At 64.6% G+C, this 17129-nt stretch carries 17 protein-coding genes and 1 pseudogene; 12 read left to right on the top strand and 6 right to left on the bottom strand.

Annotated features, from left to right (window positions below):
- Positions 1-15: 15 nt before the first annotated feature.
- Positions 16-1473, bottom strand: coding sequence for an aldehyde dehydrogenase family protein (locus AU193_RS04520; protein ID WP_064421158.1), 1458 nt, complete (start codon positions 1471-1473; stop codon positions 16-18).
- Between the two features lie 275 nt (positions 1474-1748).
- Between AU193_RS04520 and AU193_RS04515 the strand changes: the two genes are divergently transcribed.
- The 9 genes from AU193_RS04515 (at position 1749) to AU193_RS04475 (ending at position 9124) form a co-directional block, all read left to right on the top strand.
- Positions 1749-2921: a cytochrome P450 gene (locus AU193_RS04515; protein ID WP_064421232.1), complete on the top strand. Its 1173-nt coding sequence runs from the start codon at positions 1749-1751 to the stop codon at positions 2919-2921.
- A complete protein-coding gene (locus AU193_RS04510; RefSeq protein WP_064421157.1) occupies positions 2921-4102 on the top strand; it encodes an acyl-CoA dehydrogenase family protein in 1182 nt (393 codons plus the stop codon). Before AU193_RS04515 ends, AU193_RS04510 begins: the two co-directional genes overlap by 1 nt.
- A 15-nt stretch (positions 4103-4117) precedes the next feature.
- On the top strand, positions 4118-4672 hold the full coding sequence (locus AU193_RS04505; protein WP_064421156.1) for a MaoC family dehydratase N-terminal domain-containing protein: 555 nt from the start codon (positions 4118-4120) through the stop codon (positions 4670-4672).
- Between the two features lie 3 nt (positions 4673-4675).
- Positions 4676-5089 carry a Zn-ribbon domain-containing OB-fold protein gene (locus AU193_RS04500; protein WP_064421155.1) on the top strand — a complete coding sequence of 138 codons (414 nt, stop codon included), beginning with the start codon at positions 4676-4678 and terminating at the stop codon, positions 5087-5089.
- A gap of 15 nt (positions 5090-5104) precedes the next feature.
- Positions 5105-6217 carry an acyl-CoA dehydrogenase family protein gene (locus AU193_RS04495; RefSeq protein WP_064421154.1) on the top strand — a complete coding sequence of 371 codons (1113 nt, stop codon included), beginning with the start codon at positions 5105-5107 and terminating at the stop codon, positions 6215-6217.
- Positions 6214-6663 carry a MaoC family dehydratase gene (locus tag AU193_RS04490; protein ID WP_064421153.1) on the top strand — a complete coding sequence of 150 codons (450 nt, stop codon included), beginning with the start codon at positions 6214-6216 and terminating at the stop codon, positions 6661-6663. Before AU193_RS04495 ends, AU193_RS04490 begins: the two co-directional genes overlap by 4 nt.
- The gene (locus AU193_RS04485) at positions 6660-7829 is read left to right on the top strand and encodes a lipid-transfer protein (protein ID WP_064421152.1); all 1170 of its coding nucleotides are present in this window, start codon (positions 6660-6662) and stop codon (positions 7827-7829) included. Before AU193_RS04490 ends, AU193_RS04485 begins: the two co-directional genes overlap by 4 nt.
- 29 nt (positions 7830-7858) lie before the next feature.
- A complete protein-coding gene (locus AU193_RS04480) occupies positions 7859-8461 on the top strand; it encodes a TetR/AcrR family transcriptional regulator (RefSeq protein WP_064421151.1) in 603 nt (200 codons plus the stop codon).
- Between the two features lie 99 nt (positions 8462-8560).
- Complete coding sequence (locus AU193_RS04475; protein ID WP_064421150.1) at positions 8561-9124, top strand: hypothetical protein; 564 nt, start codon at positions 8561-8563, stop codon at positions 9122-9124.
- Positions 9125-9133: 9 nt separating this feature from the next.
- Here AU193_RS04475 and AU193_RS04470 read toward each other — a convergent pair whose 3' ends face one another.
- The 3 genes from AU193_RS04470 to AU193_RS04460 all read right to left on the bottom strand — a co-directional run bounded on the left by AU193_RS04470 (position 9134) and on the right by AU193_RS04460 (position 12184).
- Positions 9134-10363 carry a cytochrome P450 gene (locus AU193_RS04470; protein WP_064421149.1) on the bottom strand — a complete coding sequence of 410 codons (1230 nt, stop codon included), beginning with the start codon at positions 10361-10363 and terminating at the stop codon, positions 9134-9136.
- The gene (locus AU193_RS04465; RefSeq protein ID WP_064421148.1) at positions 10360-11580 is read right to left on the bottom strand and encodes a CaiB/BaiF CoA-transferase family protein; all 1221 of its coding nucleotides are present in this window, start codon (positions 11578-11580) and stop codon (positions 10360-10362) included. The genes AU193_RS04470 and AU193_RS04465 overlap by 4 nt, the downstream gene beginning before the upstream one ends.
- A gap of 73 nt (positions 11581-11653) precedes the next feature.
- The gene (locus AU193_RS04460; RefSeq protein ID WP_064421231.1) at positions 11654-12184 is read right to left on the bottom strand and encodes a nuclear transport factor 2 family protein; all 531 of its coding nucleotides are present in this window, start codon (positions 12182-12184) and stop codon (positions 11654-11656) included.
- A 136-nt stretch (positions 12185-12320) separates the two neighbouring features.
- Here AU193_RS04460 and AU193_RS04455 point away from each other — a divergent pair, with 136 nt between their 5' ends.
- Positions 12321-13928, top strand: coding sequence for a class I adenylate-forming enzyme family protein (locus AU193_RS04455; protein ID WP_064421147.1), 1608 nt, complete (start codon positions 12321-12323; stop codon positions 13926-13928).
- 3 nt (positions 13929-13931) lie between these two features.
- Here AU193_RS04455 and AU193_RS04450 read toward each other — a convergent pair whose 3' ends face one another.
- Positions 13932-14321: a hypothetical protein gene (locus AU193_RS04450; RefSeq protein WP_253867612.1), complete on the bottom strand. Its 390-nt coding sequence runs from the start codon at positions 14319-14321 to the stop codon at positions 13932-13934.
- 107 nt (positions 14322-14428) lie between these two features.
- Between AU193_RS04450 and AU193_RS04445 the strand changes: the two genes are divergently transcribed.
- Both AU193_RS04445 and AU193_RS04440 read left to right on the top strand, forming a co-directional pair.
- Positions 14429-15217 (top strand): SDR family NAD(P)-dependent oxidoreductase, encoded by a 789-nt coding sequence (locus AU193_RS04445; RefSeq protein ID WP_064421145.1) that lies wholly within the window; start codon positions 14429-14431, stop codon positions 15215-15217.
- A 19-nt stretch (positions 15218-15236) separates the two neighbouring features.
- Positions 15237-16316 (top strand): dihydrodipicolinate reductase, encoded by a 1080-nt coding sequence (locus AU193_RS04440; protein ID WP_371259141.1) that lies wholly within the window; start codon positions 15237-15239, stop codon positions 16314-16316.
- Here AU193_RS04440 and AU193_RS04435 read toward each other — a convergent pair.
- A pseudogene (locus AU193_RS04435) lies at positions 16313-17094 on the bottom strand (SDR family NAD(P)-dependent oxidoreductase). The gene AU193_RS04440 and the pseudogene AU193_RS04435 sit on opposite strands and share 4 nt — an antisense overlap.
- Between the last annotated feature and the right edge of the window lie 35 nt (positions 17095-17129).

Below are 17129 nucleotides of genomic sequence, written 5' to 3'. Positions count from 1 at the left end.
CGTCGCCTTCGGGACTCACGCCGGGACCCCGATTGCTTTGGGCTCCATGTATGCGCGCAGCCCCATCAGACCACCCTCACGCCCGATCCCGCTTTGCTTGAATCCGCCGAACGGGGCGTCGCCGGGGATGGTGCCGTTGATCGAGACCTGGCCCGTCCTGATGCGCCGAGCGATGCCCACGGCACGCTCCACATCGGCGCCCCACACCGCACCACCGAGCCCGTATGCCGAGTTGTTCGCCACAGCCACCGCCTCGTCGTCGCCGTCATAGCGCAGAACGGTCAGCACCGGACCGAACACCTCCTCCTGCGCGATGTACGAATCGGGACTCGTGTCGGTCAGGATTGTCGGCTCGAAATAGAAACCGCTCGAGCGGTTTTTGGGTCGCCCACCACCTGTCACCACCTTTGCGCCATCGGACTCCGCGCGGTGGACGAAGCCTTCCACCCGCTCGAGGTGCTCCCTGCTGATCAGCGGCCCCATGGTCACCCCCGCGTCGACGGGATTGCCCACCGTCACCTCGCGCGCCAGGTCGGCGAGCCGGGTGACGACCTCGTCGTGCAGTGCGGCGGGCACTACGAGCCGGCTGTTGAGGATGCAGGCCTGCCCGGCATGCAGCGTGCACCCCTCGAACAACAGCCGTTCCAGCAGCTCATCGGTGACCTCGACATCGTCGAGCAGAATGGACGCCGACTTGCCGCCGCATTCCAGCAGAATCCGTTTCATCGTCCCCGCCGCCGCGGCCATCACGTCGCGGCCGACCGCAGAGCTGCCGGTGAAGCTCACCATGTCCACGCGCGGGTCCAGGGTCAGCGCCTTGCTCGCCTCGATTCCGGTGGGAGTGACGACGTTGACAACCCCATCAGGGATGTCGGTCTCGTCGTTGATGATTCGTGCCAGGGCCAAGCCGGCGAGCGGCGTCAGCGGTGAGGGTTTGAGCACGAGCGTGTTGCCCGCGGCCAGCGCCGCCCCCACTTTCATCACGTTGAGGGTGTGCGGGAAGTTCCACGGTGTCATGATCGCCACGACGCCGAGGGGTTCGTACCGCAACAGCGTGGTGCCCGCCGCTCCCCATGCGTCCATGGGTGCCTCGGTCGGCTCGAGCGCGAGCTCCGCGGAGTGCCCCGCCATGAAGGCGGGCCCGTCGACATGGATCAGCCGTTCGTTTGCCGTGCAGCCCCACTCCGTCTGCGCGAGCGCGTATATCTCGTCGCCATGAGCGAGCAGTGCGTCGCTCAACTGCTGCAGGCATCGGGACCGCTCCTGCGGTGTGGCCGTCGGCCATGGCCCGGTGTCGAACGCGGTCCGCGCGGCGGCGATCGCCTGTTCGATGTGTGCCACCCCGGCATCCGGCGCCGACGCGATGACGGCCTCGGTGGCCGGATCGACGACGTCGTATCGGCCGCTTTCGGGCTTCACCCAACTGCCGTTGATGTAGAGGTCGTAGTCGTCGACGAAGGTGGATGCGGCCATCAGATCACTGGACCTTCCTGCTTCCGGCTACCGGCGAGCCGTCGTGTCGCTCAGATTGAACGCCCGACATTTGTGACTTGTGTGTACACCTGGCTGGTGCGACTAGTCAACGTTCGACGCCTCTGTCCTGGGCTGATATGCATTGACATGCTCATCTGACGTGCTGTAGACACAATCTGATCGGACAAATCGGATGCGTTTGTCCGATGACCGAAGTGTTGAGGAGAGCCCGCGTGCCCACTGAATCCACGCCGCGACCCACGTCCACTCATCCTCTGCACTCCCCGGACTTCTACTCCGGCGACCCATACCCGGCCTATCGGGAATTGCGCGCGACGACTCCGGTGGTGTGGAACGACGTCACGAACTTCTGGGCGCTGACCAAGTACGAGGATGTGCGCTTTGTCTCGGGCCACCCGATGTTGTTCTCGTCGACGCACGGCATCACCATTCCGGATCCCAGCCAGCCTGAGCCCGTGCAGGAAGGCAATCTGATCTTCACCGATCCGCCGCGACACCGGCAGCTGCGCAAACTCATCAACGCGGGGTTCACCCGGCGTCAAGTGTCGTTGTTGGAACCCACGATCCGCAAGATCGTCAACGGCATAGTGAACGGCATCGATGCCTCCCGCGAGTACGAATTCGCCGAAGAGATCGCGTCACCCCTACCCACCCGGATGATCGCCGAAATGCTCGGTGCTGCACCGGAAGACTGGGAGAAGTTCCGCACCTGGTCCGATGCGGCCGTCGGTACCGCGGACCCCGACATCGAACTGGACCACCTGGTCGCACTCGGCGAGTTGTACGAATACTTCACCAAGCTGATCGAAGCCCGGCGCTCCGGCGAGGTCACCGGGCAGGACGACCTGTTGAGCATCCTGGCGGCCGCCGAAGTCGACGGGGAACGCCTCACCGACGCCGATCTGCTCAACTTCTCGTTCCTTCTCCTGGTGGCCGGCAACGAGACCACCCGCAACCTCATTGCGCTCGGTACGGCCGTGCTACTAAATCATCCCGCTCAGTTCGCGATGCTTCGTTCGGATCCGACCATGCTGACATGCGCTGTCGAGGAGATGTTGCGCTTCACCAGTCCGGTGACGCACATGGCGCGAAGAGCCATGGCCGACGTCGAGATCCGCGGGCAAAAGATCAGGGCCGGCGACACGGTGGTGATGCTGTACGGCGCGGCCAACCGAGATGAGGAGATCTTCGGGCCCACGAGTGAGGAGTTCGACATCACCCGAAACCCGAACCCGCACATCGCGTTCGGTGCGGGAGAGCATGCGTGTCTGGGCGCGCAACTGGCGCGGCTCGAGGCCAGGATCATGTTCGAGGTGCTCTTCGGCACCTATCCGAGCATCGAACTGACCGGGGACGTGACCCGCCTGCGCGCCACCATGGTGCCGGGCGTCAAACGCATGCCGGTGCGGCTGAGAGCGAGTGTGTGATGGACTTCGACTACACCCCCGAACAAGAGCGACTCCGTGCGGAGTTCCGGGAACGCCTCGAAGCGGTGATGACCCCTGAACGGCGTGCGGCGGTCTCCGGCCTGAGGGAGGGTGGCGCGGCGGTGGCCGAGTGCAGGCGTGCGCTCGGGGAGGCCGGCCTGCTCGGTGTGGCGTGGCCCGTGGAGTACGGCGGCCGCGGGCTCACCGCGCTGGAACAGTACATCTTCGGCGAGGAGGCGCGCCGCGTGCATGCGCCGTTGCCGATGATCACGCTCAACACCGTCGGCCCCACGCTCATCCAGTACGGCACCGAGGAGCAGAAGCAGAAGTTCCTTCCCGCGATACTCAAGGGCACCGTCGACTTCGCGATCGGCTACTCCGAGCCCGGGGCGGGAAGCGATCTCGCCTCGTTGCGAACGACCGCGGTGCGTGACGGCAATGAGTTCGTCATCAACGGCTCCAAGATGTTCACCAGCGGCGCGGAATTCGCCGACTACATCTGGCTGGCGGCGCGAACCGATCCAGAAGCCAAGAAGCACAAGGGCATCACCGTGTTCATCGTGCCCACCGACGCGCCGGGATTCTCGTGGAAACCCCTACACACCATGCCGGGTGTATCGACCTACTACACGTTCTACGACGACGTGCGGGTTCCCGACAGCGCGATCGTGCTCGGTGAGAACCAGGGCTGGAAGCTGGTGACCAACCAGCTGAACCTCGAGCGCGCAGCGCTCGGCAACCTCGGAGCCCTGGAACCGTTGTTCGCCAAGACCGTGGAATGGGCCAAGACCACGCCGCTCGACGACGGACGCGTCATCGACCAGCCGTGGGTGCAACAGGCCCTCGCGCGTGTCGAGGCGCAGGTCGCTGCCTACCGGTTGCTGAACCTGCGGGTCAACAGCACCATGAGCTCTGGTGCGCTCGGCATGGGAGAGGCTTCGGCGGCAAAGGTATTCGGAACGGAACTCACCCAGCAGGTGGCCCGCGAACTCCTCGACGTCGTCGGGCAGGCCGGCACCCGGAAGGGCTCCGACGCACCGCTGAAGGGTGAACTCGAAAGCGCCTACCGCCTCGCCGTCATCAACACCTTCGGTGGTGGCGCAAACGAACTGCAACGAGACATCATCGCCATGGCGGGCCTCGGGATGCCACGCGCACCCCGTGACATGCGAGCGTCCTGAGAAAGGAATCCGGCAGTGACCACAGCGAAAGACGAACTGCGCGAGCGCCTCGACGCGCTCATCGGCAAGCCCACCGACGGTGTCGGCAAGCCGGTACGCGCGCCGGATCCGGTGAACGCCGCCATGATCCGACACTGGGCGTACGCCCTGGGTGACATGAACCCGGCCTACCTCGACCCCGAGTTCGCGAAGAAGTCCCGCTACGGCGACGTCGTGTCACCCCCGGTGATGTTGCAGACCTGGACGATGCCGCCGCCGAAGCTGGAGGGCATCCACGACCGCGGTGGTGTGCCGATCGAGATGAAGGGTGAGAATCCGCTGCAGTTCCTCGCCGATGCCGGCTACACCGGCATCATCGCGACGAACTCCGAGTTCGAGATCGAGCGCTATCCGCGGGTGGGAGACGAGATCACCTCCGAGACGGTCTTCGACTCGATCTCCGATGAGAAGAAGACGGCGATGGGCAACGGGTTCTTCGTCACATGGGTGACCACCTACCGCGATCAGAACGGCGAAGTCATCGGTCGCCAGTGGTTTCGCACCCTGCGGTTCAAGACGGGTGGGCAGTGATCGATGGCCAGCAGACTCGCCCCCTCGATCAGCCCGGACACGGAGTTCTTCTGGTCCGGGCTCAAGGAGCATGAGCTTCGCATCCAGCGCTGTACCGACTGCAAGACCTTCCGCGTTCCGCCGCGACCGATGTGCGGTAGCTGCCAGTCACTCAGCTGGGATTATGTCGTTTCCAGCGGACACGGCACGGTCTACAGCTTTGTGATGCCGAAGTACCCGCCGCTGCCCTTCCTCGAATATCCCTACGTCGTCGCGCTGATCGAACTCGACGAGGGTGTGCGCATCGTGTCGAACCTCTGCGACATCGAGCCAGAAGCGATCGAGGTCGGGATGCCCGTCGAGGTCTTCTACGAGACCTTCAAGGCCCTTCCCAGCGGAGAAGAACTGGCGTTGCACCAGTTTCGGCCGGCCCGCTGAGTAGAGGAACGACACATGGACTTCACCTTCACCGAGGAGCAGGAGACCGTCGCCAAGGTCGCGCGCCAGCTCTTCGAACACCGTGCGACACCGGAGCGTCTGACCGAACTCGAATCCGCAGAAGTCCGGTACGACGCTGAGCTCTGGTCCGAGCTGGCGTCGACCGACCTGCTCGGAATCGCGCTGCCCGAGTCCGTCGGCGGTACCGGCGGGGGTTTCATCGAGTTGGGTGTGCTGCTCAGCGAGGTCGGGTACAGCGTCGCGCCGGTCCCGGTGTACGCGACACTCGTTCTAGGTGCCGATACCATTGCCCGGCACGGTGATTCGGAGCTTCAGCGGCGGTGGCTGCCCGGGGTGGTCGACGGCAGCACCCTGTTGACCGCCGCGCTCGCCGAACCGGGTAATTCGGATCCGACCGCACCGCGAACCACAGCACGGGTCGACGGTGAGGGCTGGCGGCTCACCGGCGTCAAAGAGTTGGTGCCCGCGGCGCAGATCGCGTCGGCCATCGTCGTATCGGCCACGACGGACGACGGACCCGGCTTGTTCCTCGTCGAAGCCGACGGCAGCGGCGTAAGTGTGACGCCTGCGCCCACGACCAACGGCGAGCCCTTCGCCGACGTCGAACTGACCGATGCCATCGGGTCGCGGCTCACCGAGCACGCCGATGCCGACATCGTCCGCGCGTTGTACAGCAGAGCGCTGGTTGGTTTGTGCGCGATGCAGATCGGCGTCGCCGACCGTGCGCTGAAGCTGGCCGCGTCCTACACCAGCGAACGTGAGCAGTTCGGCCGCCCGATCGGATCGTTTCAGGCCGTACAGCAGCGTCTGGCCGACGCATTCATCGACACGGAAGCGATCCGCTGGACCACCTGGCATGCGGCCTGGCTGATCGCCGAAGGCAGGCCCGCTGAGCGCGAAGCGGCCATCGCCAAGTTCTGGGCCGCCGAGGCCGGTGCGCGGATCACCGCGTCCGCGCAGCAGGTACACGGCGGCATGGGCATCGACGTCACCTACCCCCTGTCCCGCTACTTCCTGTGGGCCAAGCAGATTGAGCTCGCACTCGGCTCGGCATCACAGCAGCTGGCTCGGCTCGGCAACGCATACGCGGAAGGACCACACCAATGACCTCGACACTGAACCGCACCACCACGCTCGCCTGGAACGACGTCAACGTCGGCGACGAGGTGACGCCGCTCGACGTGCCAGTCACCACCACCCTGATCGTCGCCGGTGCGATCGCGTCCCGCGACTACATGCCGGTGCACCACGATCGCGACTTCGCCAATTCCCAAGGCTCCAAGGACATCTTCCTCAACATCCTGACGACGAACGGGCTGTGTGTGAGGTTCCTGCACGACTGGGCCGGACCCGAGGCCATGATCAAGAAGTTGTCCATCCGGCTCGGTGTGCCCGCCTACCCGAACGACCCGCTGCGGTTCGAGGGCAGCGTCACCGACAAGTCCGTTGCGGACGGCGAGGGGCTCGTCGAGGTCACGTTCAAGGGGACCAACAGCCTGGGTGACCACGTCAAGGGCACGGCGGTGCTCAGCCTGCTCGAGGGTGTCTCGTGAGAGACGGCATCGGCGCCAGGGCCGCGCTCGTCGGTATCGGCCAGACCGAATTCTCCAAAGAATCCGGCCGCACCGAAATGCAGCTGGCCTGTGAAGCGGTCAAGGCCGCAATCGAGGATGCCGGCCTGAGCCCCAAGGACATCGACGGCATGGTGACATTCACCGTCGATGAGAACGAAGAGATCGAGGTCGCCCGCAACGTCGGTATCCAGAACCTCACCTTCTTCACCCGCGTTCCGCACGGAGGCGGTGCAGCGGCAGGCACGGTGATGCAGGCCGCGATGGCCGTCGCGACGGGCGCAGCCGAGGCGGTGGTCTGCTACCGGGCTTTCAACGAGCGCTCCGGATTTCGATTCGGCGGTGCCGGACGCCAACCCGGCGTCACCCCACTGTGGATGGCCCCGTACGCCCCGTTCGGCTTCATGACACCGGCGGCGTGGGTTGCACTTCATGCTCAGCGCTACATGACCACGTACGGCGTCACCAACGCCGACTTCGGCAAGATCTCCGTCATCGACCGCAAACATGCGGCCAAGAACCCCGATGCCTGGTTCTACGACAAACCGATCACCATCGAACAGCATCAGGAGTCACGCTGGATCATCGAGCCCGTGTTGCGTCTGCTCGACTGCTGTCAGGAGAGTGACGGCGGGGTGGCGATGGTGGTGACGAGTGTCGAGCGGGCGCGCGATCTCGCCAAGCCGCCGGCCGTGATCACGGCCGCAGCCCAGGGCGCCGCCTACGACGGCGAGGTGATGACGAGTTACTACCGCGACGACATCACCGGTCTTCCCGAGATGAGGGTGGTCGGCGACAAGCTGTGGCGCAACTCCGGATTGAAGCCGGACGACATCTCGACCGCGTTCCTGTACGACCATTTCACCCCTTTCGTGTTCACCCAGCTCGAGGAACTCGGATTCTGTGGGCGAGGCGAAGCCAAGGACTTCGTGTCGGTCGACGAGCTTTCGCTGGGTGGCCGGATGCCGATCAACACCAACGGCGGTCTGCTCGGCGAGGCCTACATCCACGGAATGAACGGCATTACCGAAGGTGTCCGACAGATCCGCGGCACGTCGTACAACCAGGTCGACGACGTCGAACATGTGCTGGTGACGTCCGGCACGGGCGTCCCGACCAGCGGCCTGATCCTCGCACCGGACCGCTGAGCGGTTAATGTCGTGCGGTGGCGTCTGACATGACCCAATCGGTGGCGATCGACACCCGGGATGTAATCATCTCGGCTGCCTTCTCCTGCTTCCGGACGCGGGGATTGGCCAAGACGACCATCGTCGACATCGCCCGTGCGGCCGAGGTGTCGCGCAGCACCGTCTACGAGTACTTCCGCGACAAGGAGACGGTCGTCGAAGCCTGCGCCGAGGCGGCGTCACAGCGGTTCTACCGCAACATGGCCAAGGCCATCGACCGCCATGGGGACAGCACGCTGGAGGGACGGTTGGTGTGCGCCGCCGTCTTCGTCGCCCAGGCGCGTCGGGTGGTCGAACCCGAGGCGTACTTCGACGCAGCGGAAGTCAGCCTCATGATGACGAAGAACGCCGCCACCCTCCTGAAGGAATGCGCCGACTTCCTGGCCCCCTACGTGACCGCGGCCAAGCTGACCGGCGAGGTTCGCTCGGACCTCGACGTGCCGTCGGCGTGTGAATGGTTCGCCCGAATGCTGTTCTCACTGTTCACGACTCCGTCAGCAGTGATCGACATGCGAAACGACGACGCCGTGGCCGACTTCGTACGCGCATACGCCGTCAGTGGATTCGTCGACAGCGCTCGGCGCCGACGGTAACGAGTCTTCACTCATGGAGAATTCGGATGGCCTGATGAAAATTTACATTCTCATTATTGGATATTCTCACTATCGTCAGCGCGCTCGAGGAGGGCCCGGGTGAAACCCACCGTGGCGACCGCAACGCCCACACCGAGACAGACGGGGCACCGACCCCAGGACCGGGACCACGCGACACCCTACAAACTGATCGTCCTAGCGCCGGATGCGGCGGAGGCGGTATCGGCGGCCGGCGGACTCGTCGTCGACGCGCTGCGCGCCGGGTGGCGCGTCGCGATCTACCTCGAGAGCGAAACCCATGTGCGGGCGCTGGAAATCCTCGGTGCCACAGGTCATGCGCTGCCGGCCACCTTCGATACCGAGTCGCATCGGCCGGACGCGGTCCTGTTCGCCGCGCCGATGTACCAGCGGCATCGTGGAGTGCGCCGCTTCATCGCCGATACCACGCGGCTACACGGCGTCGATGTGGCGGTGTGGGGCGGAACCTGGCCTGCGGCAACCGCGTCCGTGTCCGAGTTCGAACACCGCCTCAGCTCGGCCGCGTGCGCCTTCAAGCACTATGCGCTGAAAGCGGCCGACACGGAGGCACCTTCGTCCACCAAGGAAGTGTTCACCGGTCGGTTCCACCGTCTCATCGAAATCGAACCCGCGCTTCCGGACTGAACGACCGCCTCAAGAGGTCCGGCGCACCGGGACGTTGGAATAGCCGCAGACATTGGACATCGCCACGCGCCGGAGGCCGTCGCGGTCGACCTCATACTCGGGAATGAGGTCGAGCAGCGCGTCGAGCGCGATGCGGCTTTCCATGCGAGCCAACGCTGCTCCGAGACAACTGTGCACGCCGTAACCGAAGGCGAGGTTGAAGCCCATCTTGCGTTCCCGATCGATGTCCAACCGGTCGGGGTCGTCGAACATCCGCTCGTCGCGCAGTGCCGACCCCGTCACGAGCAATACGGCCGCGTCCTTCGGAATCGTGGTGCCGTGGTAGGTGACATCGCGCGTCGCGGTCCGGATCTGATACTGCGACGGCGCTTCGTACCGCAGGAGTTCCTCGACCGCTGCGGGGATCCTGTTGCGGTCTGCCCGAAGTTTCCGCCACTGATCGGGGAAGTCGGCGAACGCGACCATCGCATTGCCCACCAGTTTGGTGACCGTCTCCGCGCCGGCGCCTCCGAGCATCGTGGCGAAGCCCGTGATGTCGACATCGGTGAGCTTTTCCACCAATCCGTCTCGCTCGATCTCCGTCTCGATGAGACGGCTGATCATGTCGTCCTGGGGCGCCGCCCGACGCTGCCGTACGAGGTCGTAGTAGTAGAGGCCGGTGTTCATCGAGGCCTCGTACCCTTCTCTGGGCACGGCGATCTCGCCGGGACGACGTTCGAGCAGGAGATCCAGCCAGCGGCGGATCTGGTCGCGGTCCTCCTTCGGAACTCCGAGCATGGTCGTGATGACCTCGTTCGGAAACAGGGCCGAGAAGTCGGCGACGACGTCGAACTGGTCCGGGTTCAGCGCTTCGATGCGTTCATAGACCTTCTCGCGCACCATGTCTTCCAGTGCGGCGATCGCGCGGGGGGTGAAGACGTTGCTGACCAGTCGGCGCATCTTCTGATGCTCGGGCGGATCCATCGAGATGATCACCTTGGGAACGGGGATCGCGTCGTCGTGCGCCTTGACCATGTCGAGCGTGGCGCCTTTGGCCGACGAGAAGGTCTCGTGATCCTTGGTCGCGGGCGTTACATCGTCATACCTGGTCAGCGCCCAGAAGTCCCACCTCTCGTTGTAATAGATCGGCGCCTCGTCGCGCAGGCGCCGATAGGTGTCGTACGCGCCGTCGAAGAAATCTTGGGAGAACGGATCGAATTCGACCGGTCCGCCGTCAACCTCGGGCGACGTCGCGTTCACAGAATGGCTCCTGAGTTCTTGAGCTCTTCGATGGTGTCCCAGTCGATTCCGGCGTCCATCAACACTTCCTCGGTGTGTTGGCCATGTTCGGGCGCGCCCGAGGGAATCACCGGATGCTCGTCGAACTGAACGGGATTCGTGGGTAATGAGAACGGGACGCCGTTGACGGTTTCCGTGCGGGCGACATATCCGTTCGCGGTGACGGCAGGATCCTCGCACAGTTCCCCCGGGGTCTGCACGATGCCCCACGCGCCCGACAGCGGTGCCAGCGTGGCGCGCCACTCGGCAAGTGTGCGCTTGGCGAATGCCTCGTCGAGCAGGGAGATCAGGCTGACTCGATTCTCGTATCGGGACGCGGGGTCAGCGAACCGCGGATCGTCGACGAGATCGGGCAGGCCGATCACCCGCATCGCCTCGGCGTAGAACTTGTCGAGTTGCAGCATCATCAGCTGGACGTAACGGCCGTCCTTCGTGCGGTACGTACCCACCAGCGGGTTGGGGGCATCCGCATGCCCGAACTTGGGAATCGCACTCCCGCCGTGAATTTGGCTCACCGCTACGTCTGGGCTGAGGTTCCAGGCCGCCAGCCCGAGCAGCGATACGTCCACAACCGATCCCTCACCGGTCGTCGCTTTCTTGTACAGCGCCGCAGCGATACCGCCGGCGATGGTCATGCCGCCGAGGAGATCACCGAACGCCGGGCGCGAGCGGACGAGCTCGTCGGCGTCTTCGGTCAAAACGGTGGCGATGCCACCGCGCGCCCAGTAGGAGACACCGTCATAACCCGGCTTGTCGGCGTCCGGCCCCTTGGGACCGTGGCCAGATCCCCGGACGTACACGATGCCCGGATTCACTTCGCGAATGTCGTCGACATCGATGCCGAACTTTCTGCGGCGTTCCGGCAGATAGCTGGTCAGGAAGACATCGCAGGTCTTCGCCAGTGCGCGAATCACCTCTTGACCGCCCGGTGTGGTGAGGTCGACGCCGATCGACTTCTTGCCACGATTCGGGATCTCGATCATGTAGTTGACCGAACCGCCACCCTCGTCGACGATCCCCATCGTAACGAGGCCACGCTGCGGATCGCCGCCGTCGCGCGGCTCGACCTTGATGACCTCGGCACCCCATTCGGCGAGCACCGCACCGGCCGACGGCACGAAGGTCCACGCAGCGACCTCGAGAACCCGAACCCCGTTGAGTACGTTGTCGACGGTAATGTCGCCCTCCTACAAGCGTTAACGAACGTTTACGTATTTGAGAATCAGACTATCGGGGCGATCGGTGAACACGCTAGGGCCGCCGGGAGAGCCGTTCTGGAACCGTTGGATCGCCCCTGTCCCAGAATGCTCGCCAGGTCGGCATCCGATGCGGCATCTGCGCGCGAAGAGGCACATCGGTGGGCCACCGGATGAATTCGGGTCCGGGGCGCTCGGTCACGTCGACGGCGTACCAGGGATGCTCTCGTCGCTTGACGAAGTACCAGTCACCGTCGCGACGCTCGTAAACATCGTCGTAGCGCATCGTGATGACGTACCAGCCGTCGCCGTCCTCATGCTCGGCCCGGCAGTAGGTCGACCCGGTCGCGTGGTCGGTGTCGACGAAATCGACCGTATGCCCGCAGATCAGGTGGATGCTTCGATAGAACCTGCGGAGCACCTCGTCATACCACCGTTTGAGTGCTGCCCTGCCACTGCCCTCCGCCCCGGCGGCAACATCGTCGACGAACAATGCCACCAGGGCATCGAGATCACGCGCATCGAGCGCCATGGCGTAGCGGCAGGGCAATTGGGCGATCGCGATGTGGGACTCGAGTCGATCCACCCGGTCGGACATCGACATGGCTGGAGTCTAATCGGCCGCGTAACTCCGCGAGAACCGATATTCTCGGTTTGTGTGAAGATGGCTATCCTGTTGAAACCAGCCCTTCCGAGCACAGGATTGCGAAGGATTTCACGTCGTGCCCTTCCCGATACTCACACCAACGGTGCCCACCCTCGTCAGGTCTGCAGCGCGGTTCGGAGACAAGCCGTTTCTGGTCGCGGATGGTCAGACGCTGACCTATTCCGACCTGGACCAGCGGTCGGCGCGGTTGGCAGGGGCACTGCTGGACGAGGGCTTCGGAAAGGGCGACCACGTCGGCATCCTGATGCCCAACAGCATCGACTGGGCTATCGCCTGGTTCGCGACCACCCGCATCGGTGCGGTTGCCGTCCCGTTGAACACGTTCTACAAGGCGTCTGAGCTGGCGTGGACCGCGCGTCACGCCGATCTGCGCGCAATCCTCGCGCTATCGGATTTCCGTGGCCACAGTTTCCTCGACCGCCTCGAGGAGGCGCTGCCGGGCCTGGCCGACCAGAGGGCTCCCGGGAGGCTGGCCGTGTCCGGCGCACCGTTTCTGCGCACGATCGCCGTGTGGGGGAAGTGCGACCGGCCGTGGGCAACAACGCTACGGGTCAGCGCCGCCGGGACCTACGACGCCGACTTCCTGGCCGAGGTCGAGTCGTGCGTGACGCCGGCCGACGACGTGATGATCATCTACACCTCGGGAAGCACCGGCGACCCGAAAGGCCCTGTGCACACCCACGGGACGTTGGTGCGTCACACGTACAACCTCACCTTCGACTACGGCGTCACGAACACCACCGTGTTGTTCACAGCGATGCCGTTTTTCTGGGTCGGCGGCCTGATCACCGGCATCCATGCGGTGATCCACCACGGCGCGACACTGATCACCCAACCGGCGTTCGACGCCGCCGACGCGCTCGAGTTGATCGAGCGTCATCGCGCGACCATCACGCTGGGTTGGCCACAGCAAGGCAAGTCGCTGGCCGAGCACCCGGACTTCGCGTGGCGCGACCTGAGCTCGGTGCAGCGCACGAGCATGCCCGCGATGGTGCCCCCAGAACGCCGGCCGCAAGGCCCAAATGCGCTGGGGATGACCGAACTGTGCGGCAACCACATCGGTGTCGACCCGTATCCACCACAGCCGCCCGATCGCTCGGTGACCGGCGGATACTCGATCGAGGGGTTGTCGCATGTTCTGGTCGACCCAGCGACGGGAGACCCTGTCCCCCCGGGCGGCGACGGTGAGATCTGGGTGCGTGGCTACTCGCTGATGCAGCGGTTGTACAAGCGCGAACGCGAGGACGTGTTCACGCCGGACGGCTACTACCGAACGGGCGACTGCGGAGTTCAGCACGACGACGGCTGGATCACGTTCACCGGGCGGTTGGGCGACCTGATCAAGACGAGTGGCGGAACCAACGTCACACCGGGCGAGGTGGAGTCGGCCCTGTCGGCATGTGATGGCGTCCTCGAGGCGTATGTCGTTGGCGCGGAGGACAGCCGGAACGGAACGGTCGTTGCGGCGGCGGTGGTGCCGCGCGGTGACGCGGAGCTGGATGCCGAGGCGCTGCGGGCAGATGTGCGCAGCCGCCTGTCGGCATACAAAGTCCCGAAGTTCATTTGGGTGACAGACAAAGAGGCGCTGCCGTTCACTGCCACGGGCAAGGTGAAGAAGTCGGACCTCGCCAAGCAGCTGAGCGGGCTCCTGTCAGACGAGTGAACGTCACGGCAGATTGGTCTCCAGCAGCGTCAGCGGGATCCCGAACAAGGGCTCCAGTTTCACTTCGGTGACCTCGAATCCGTCACCCTCGACATGCTGGCGAAAGTCGGATTCGACGCCGTGACCCATCGCTATGTGCTCGCCCGCTTGACAATCGGCGGTCCGCACGACCACAGAGAACAACCCGTCGCCGCGGCGGGCGAGGAAGTCTGCCGCGGTTCCCGCCTCGGTCGGTGCACCGGGCAGCGGTGAGATGAGTTCGAAACCGCGGTCCCAGTCGAGCCTGATCGCAAGGCCTAATTCCAGGTGTTCAAAAGCCTGGAATTGAAACCCAAGATCGGTGAGATAGTTAGCCGCGCGATCCAGGCGTTCCCATGCGATCGCGAACACCACGTGGTGCAGCAGGGGTAGTGGTCCGGTCACTCCAGTACCTTAAGCCGCCGTGAAAACCGATTTCCGGACTTCGGAAAGTCTTATTCTCGCTGCGGTACATTCGCGATGTGGCGCTTGAACAGTTCCAGCTGGACGGGCAGGTCGCGATCGTTACCGGCGCGGGGCGAGGTGTAGGCGAGGGGATCGCAAAGGTGCTCGCCGAAGCGGGTGCCACGGTGGTCGGAACCGCGCGTACGTCATCCGAGATCGAGTCGACGATCGCGGACATCCAAGCGGCGGGTGGCAACGGCCTCGCGTTGACGGCCGATGCGCTCAACCGCGACGACAGTGAGCGGGTGGTGCAAACCGCGATCGACGAATTCGGCCGCATCGACATTCTGGTGAACAACGTGGGCTTCGCAACCTATGGCCCGTTCCTCAGCCTCACTTCAGACAACCTGCGCGACACGTTCGACTACTGCGTCACCACGGCGTTCGACATGAGCCAACTCGCAGTACCACACATGCTGGCGGTCGGCCGGGGCTCGATCGTCAACATCTCCTCGGGCGCAGGGCGGTTCGGCATTCGCGGCCTGTTGCCGTACTCGGTGGCCAAGGGCGGGTTGGAGGCGTTGACCCGGGCCATGGCGCAGGAACTCGCACCGAAGATCCGGGTGAACGCCATCGCGCTCGGCGCATTCTTGACCGCTGGGTTGCAGTCGAGCTTTGATCTGATGCCCGGCTCGGAGGAGACCCTCAAGGAGCGGACGCCGTTGCATCGCATCGGCGACGTGGCCGACCTCGGACGACTGACCGTCTACCTGTGCACCCGTGACTGCTACGCCACCAATTCGACGTTCATCGTCGATGGTGGTCTCCAAGGGCCGAATTCGGAACTGCCGATCCCCGACCTGTAACCGACAAGGAGCTCAATCCGTGACTGACAAACCATTACGGGTCGCCGTCATATCCACCGGTTGGATCAGCAGCCTGTCGATCCGTGCGATCGTCCGACGGCCGCACCTGGAGCTGGTGGGGGTGTGGGTACACAGCACCGAGAAGGTCGGACGCGACGCCGGCGAGATCGTCGGGTGGGGCCCGATCGGGGTGATCACCACCGGTGATCTCGACGACATCGTCGCGCTGAAACCCGACTGTGTCGTCTACGGTGCGGCGAGCGCCGAGATGGACGCCGCCGCGGTGCGCGACTATGTCCGTCTGCTCAATGCCGGGCTCAACGTCGTGACCACCAACACCCCGGGAATGATGTTCCCCGACAGATGGATCCCGCAGCTGGCCGATCAGGTCCGTGCCGCCGCGTTGTCCGGAGGAGCCACGATCTACACGTCGGGTATCGAACCCGGTTTCGCCGGCGACCAGCTCGCGGTGCTGCTGAGCACGCTGTCGAACACCATCCGGTCCATACGGGCGCAGGAGATCTTCGACTACTCGGCATACCCCAACCGGGACCTCATGATCGACGCGATGGGCTTCGGCAAGCCGCTCGACTTCACGCCGCTCCTCGAACTCGACGGTGCCCAACAGTTCGCCTGGGGACCGCCGATCGGGTTGGTGGCCAAAGCTCTTGGTGTTGAGCTCGAGAAGGTCACCGAGTCCTACGAGCGGGTGCTCACCCCGCGAGATCTGCATGTCGCGTGTGGAACCATTCCCGCGGGAACCTGCGGCGCGGTGCGTGCCGAGACCACCGGGGTCGTCGACGGCCACCCGGTGATCACGATCGAGCACATCAATCGGATGGCGCCTGACTTGGCACCGGAGTGGGCCTCGGCGCCCAACGGCACCTACCGGCTCATCATCGACGGGCAGCCCCATATACGGTGCGACCTGAACCTCGGCACCGAGGACACGCCAGAGTCGGCCAACGCCAACGCGATGGAGGCGACGGCCATGCGGGTCGTCAACGCCATCCCCTACGTCGTCGAATCGGCGCCGGGAATCGCCACGTCGCTGGATCTGCCGATCACGGCACCCCGCAACGCACTTGACTTCGGTTAGACCGTGAACATCGGTCCGCGTGGCGCACCGCGGACCTCGTTTCCTCCGTCGATCGCAAAGCTCTGCCCTGTCATCCAGCCGGATTCGGGTCCAGCCAGGTAGCGCACGCCGGGAGCGATGTCTTCTGACACACCGAGCCGGCCCAGCGGCACCCGTTCCAGGAAACTGCTCGTCAGCTCTTCGAGGTGAATGTAGCCCTGGGTCGTGGCGGCTTCTGTCAGGCCCGGACGTACCGCGTTGACTCGGATGCCGCGCGAGCCCAGTTCTGAAGCGGCGACGCGGATGAACATCTCGAGCGCGGCCTTGCCCGCCGAATAGTGCCCCAGCCCCTCCATCGGAATCTTGGCGACGTTGACGAGATGAACACGATCGAACCGCCGCCCGTCATCAGCGGCGCCGAATAGCGGAGCGCCAGAAAGTTCGAGCGCAGGTTGCCCATCACGAAATTCGTGAACGTTTCGAGGTCCTGTTCGACGAGCGGACCGGTGCCGCCGCTGGCCACCGTGCCGATGACGATATTCAACCGGTCGTGTACACCGTGGGCCGACTGTGCCGCCGCTCGCACGGTGTCTTCGTCTTCGGGGTCACCCTTCTGCAGCACAATCTCCGCGTCCGGTGCGGCCTCATGGATCCGATCGCGCGTCGCCTCCAGCCGCTTCATGGATCGCCCGAGCAGGTACAACGTCGCACCGTCTATCGCCAGCAGTCTGGCTGAAGCCTGGGCGATCCCCGCCGATGCACCGAGAACGAACGCCGTCTGACCGTCGAGCACACCCATGATTGGTGAAGCTATCACTTACGCAACGGCCGCTC

The organism is Mycobacterium sp. GA-1285 (genome assembly GCF_001499905.1).
Lineage (GTDB): Bacteria > Actinomycetota > Actinomycetes > Mycobacteriales > Mycobacteriaceae > Mycobacterium.
This window is presented reverse-complemented; position numbering and strand designations above follow the sequence as displayed.

Coding starts and splice junctions, on each gene's coding strand:
- AU193_RS04495 (WP_064421154.1), top strand. CDS start 5,105: ATGGACTTCACCTTCACCGAGGAGCAGGAGACCGTCGCCAAGGTCGCG.
- AU193_RS04520 (WP_064421158.1), bottom strand. CDS start 1,473: ATGGCCGCATCCACCTTCGTCGACGACTACGACCTCTACATCAACGGC.
- AU193_RS04500 (WP_064421155.1), top strand. CDS start 4,676: ATGGCCAGCAGACTCGCCCCCTCGATCAGCCCGGACACGGAGTTCTTC.
- AU193_RS04510 (WP_064421157.1), top strand. CDS start 2,921: ATGGACTTCGACTACACCCCCGAACAAGAGCGACTCCGTGCGGAGTTC.
- AU193_RS04480 (WP_064421151.1), top strand. CDS start 7,859: ATGACCCAATCGGTGGCGATCGACACCCGGGATGTAATCATCTCGGCT.
- AU193_RS04490 (WP_064421153.1), top strand. CDS start 6,214: ATGACCTCGACACTGAACCGCACCACCACGCTCGCCTGGAACGACGTC.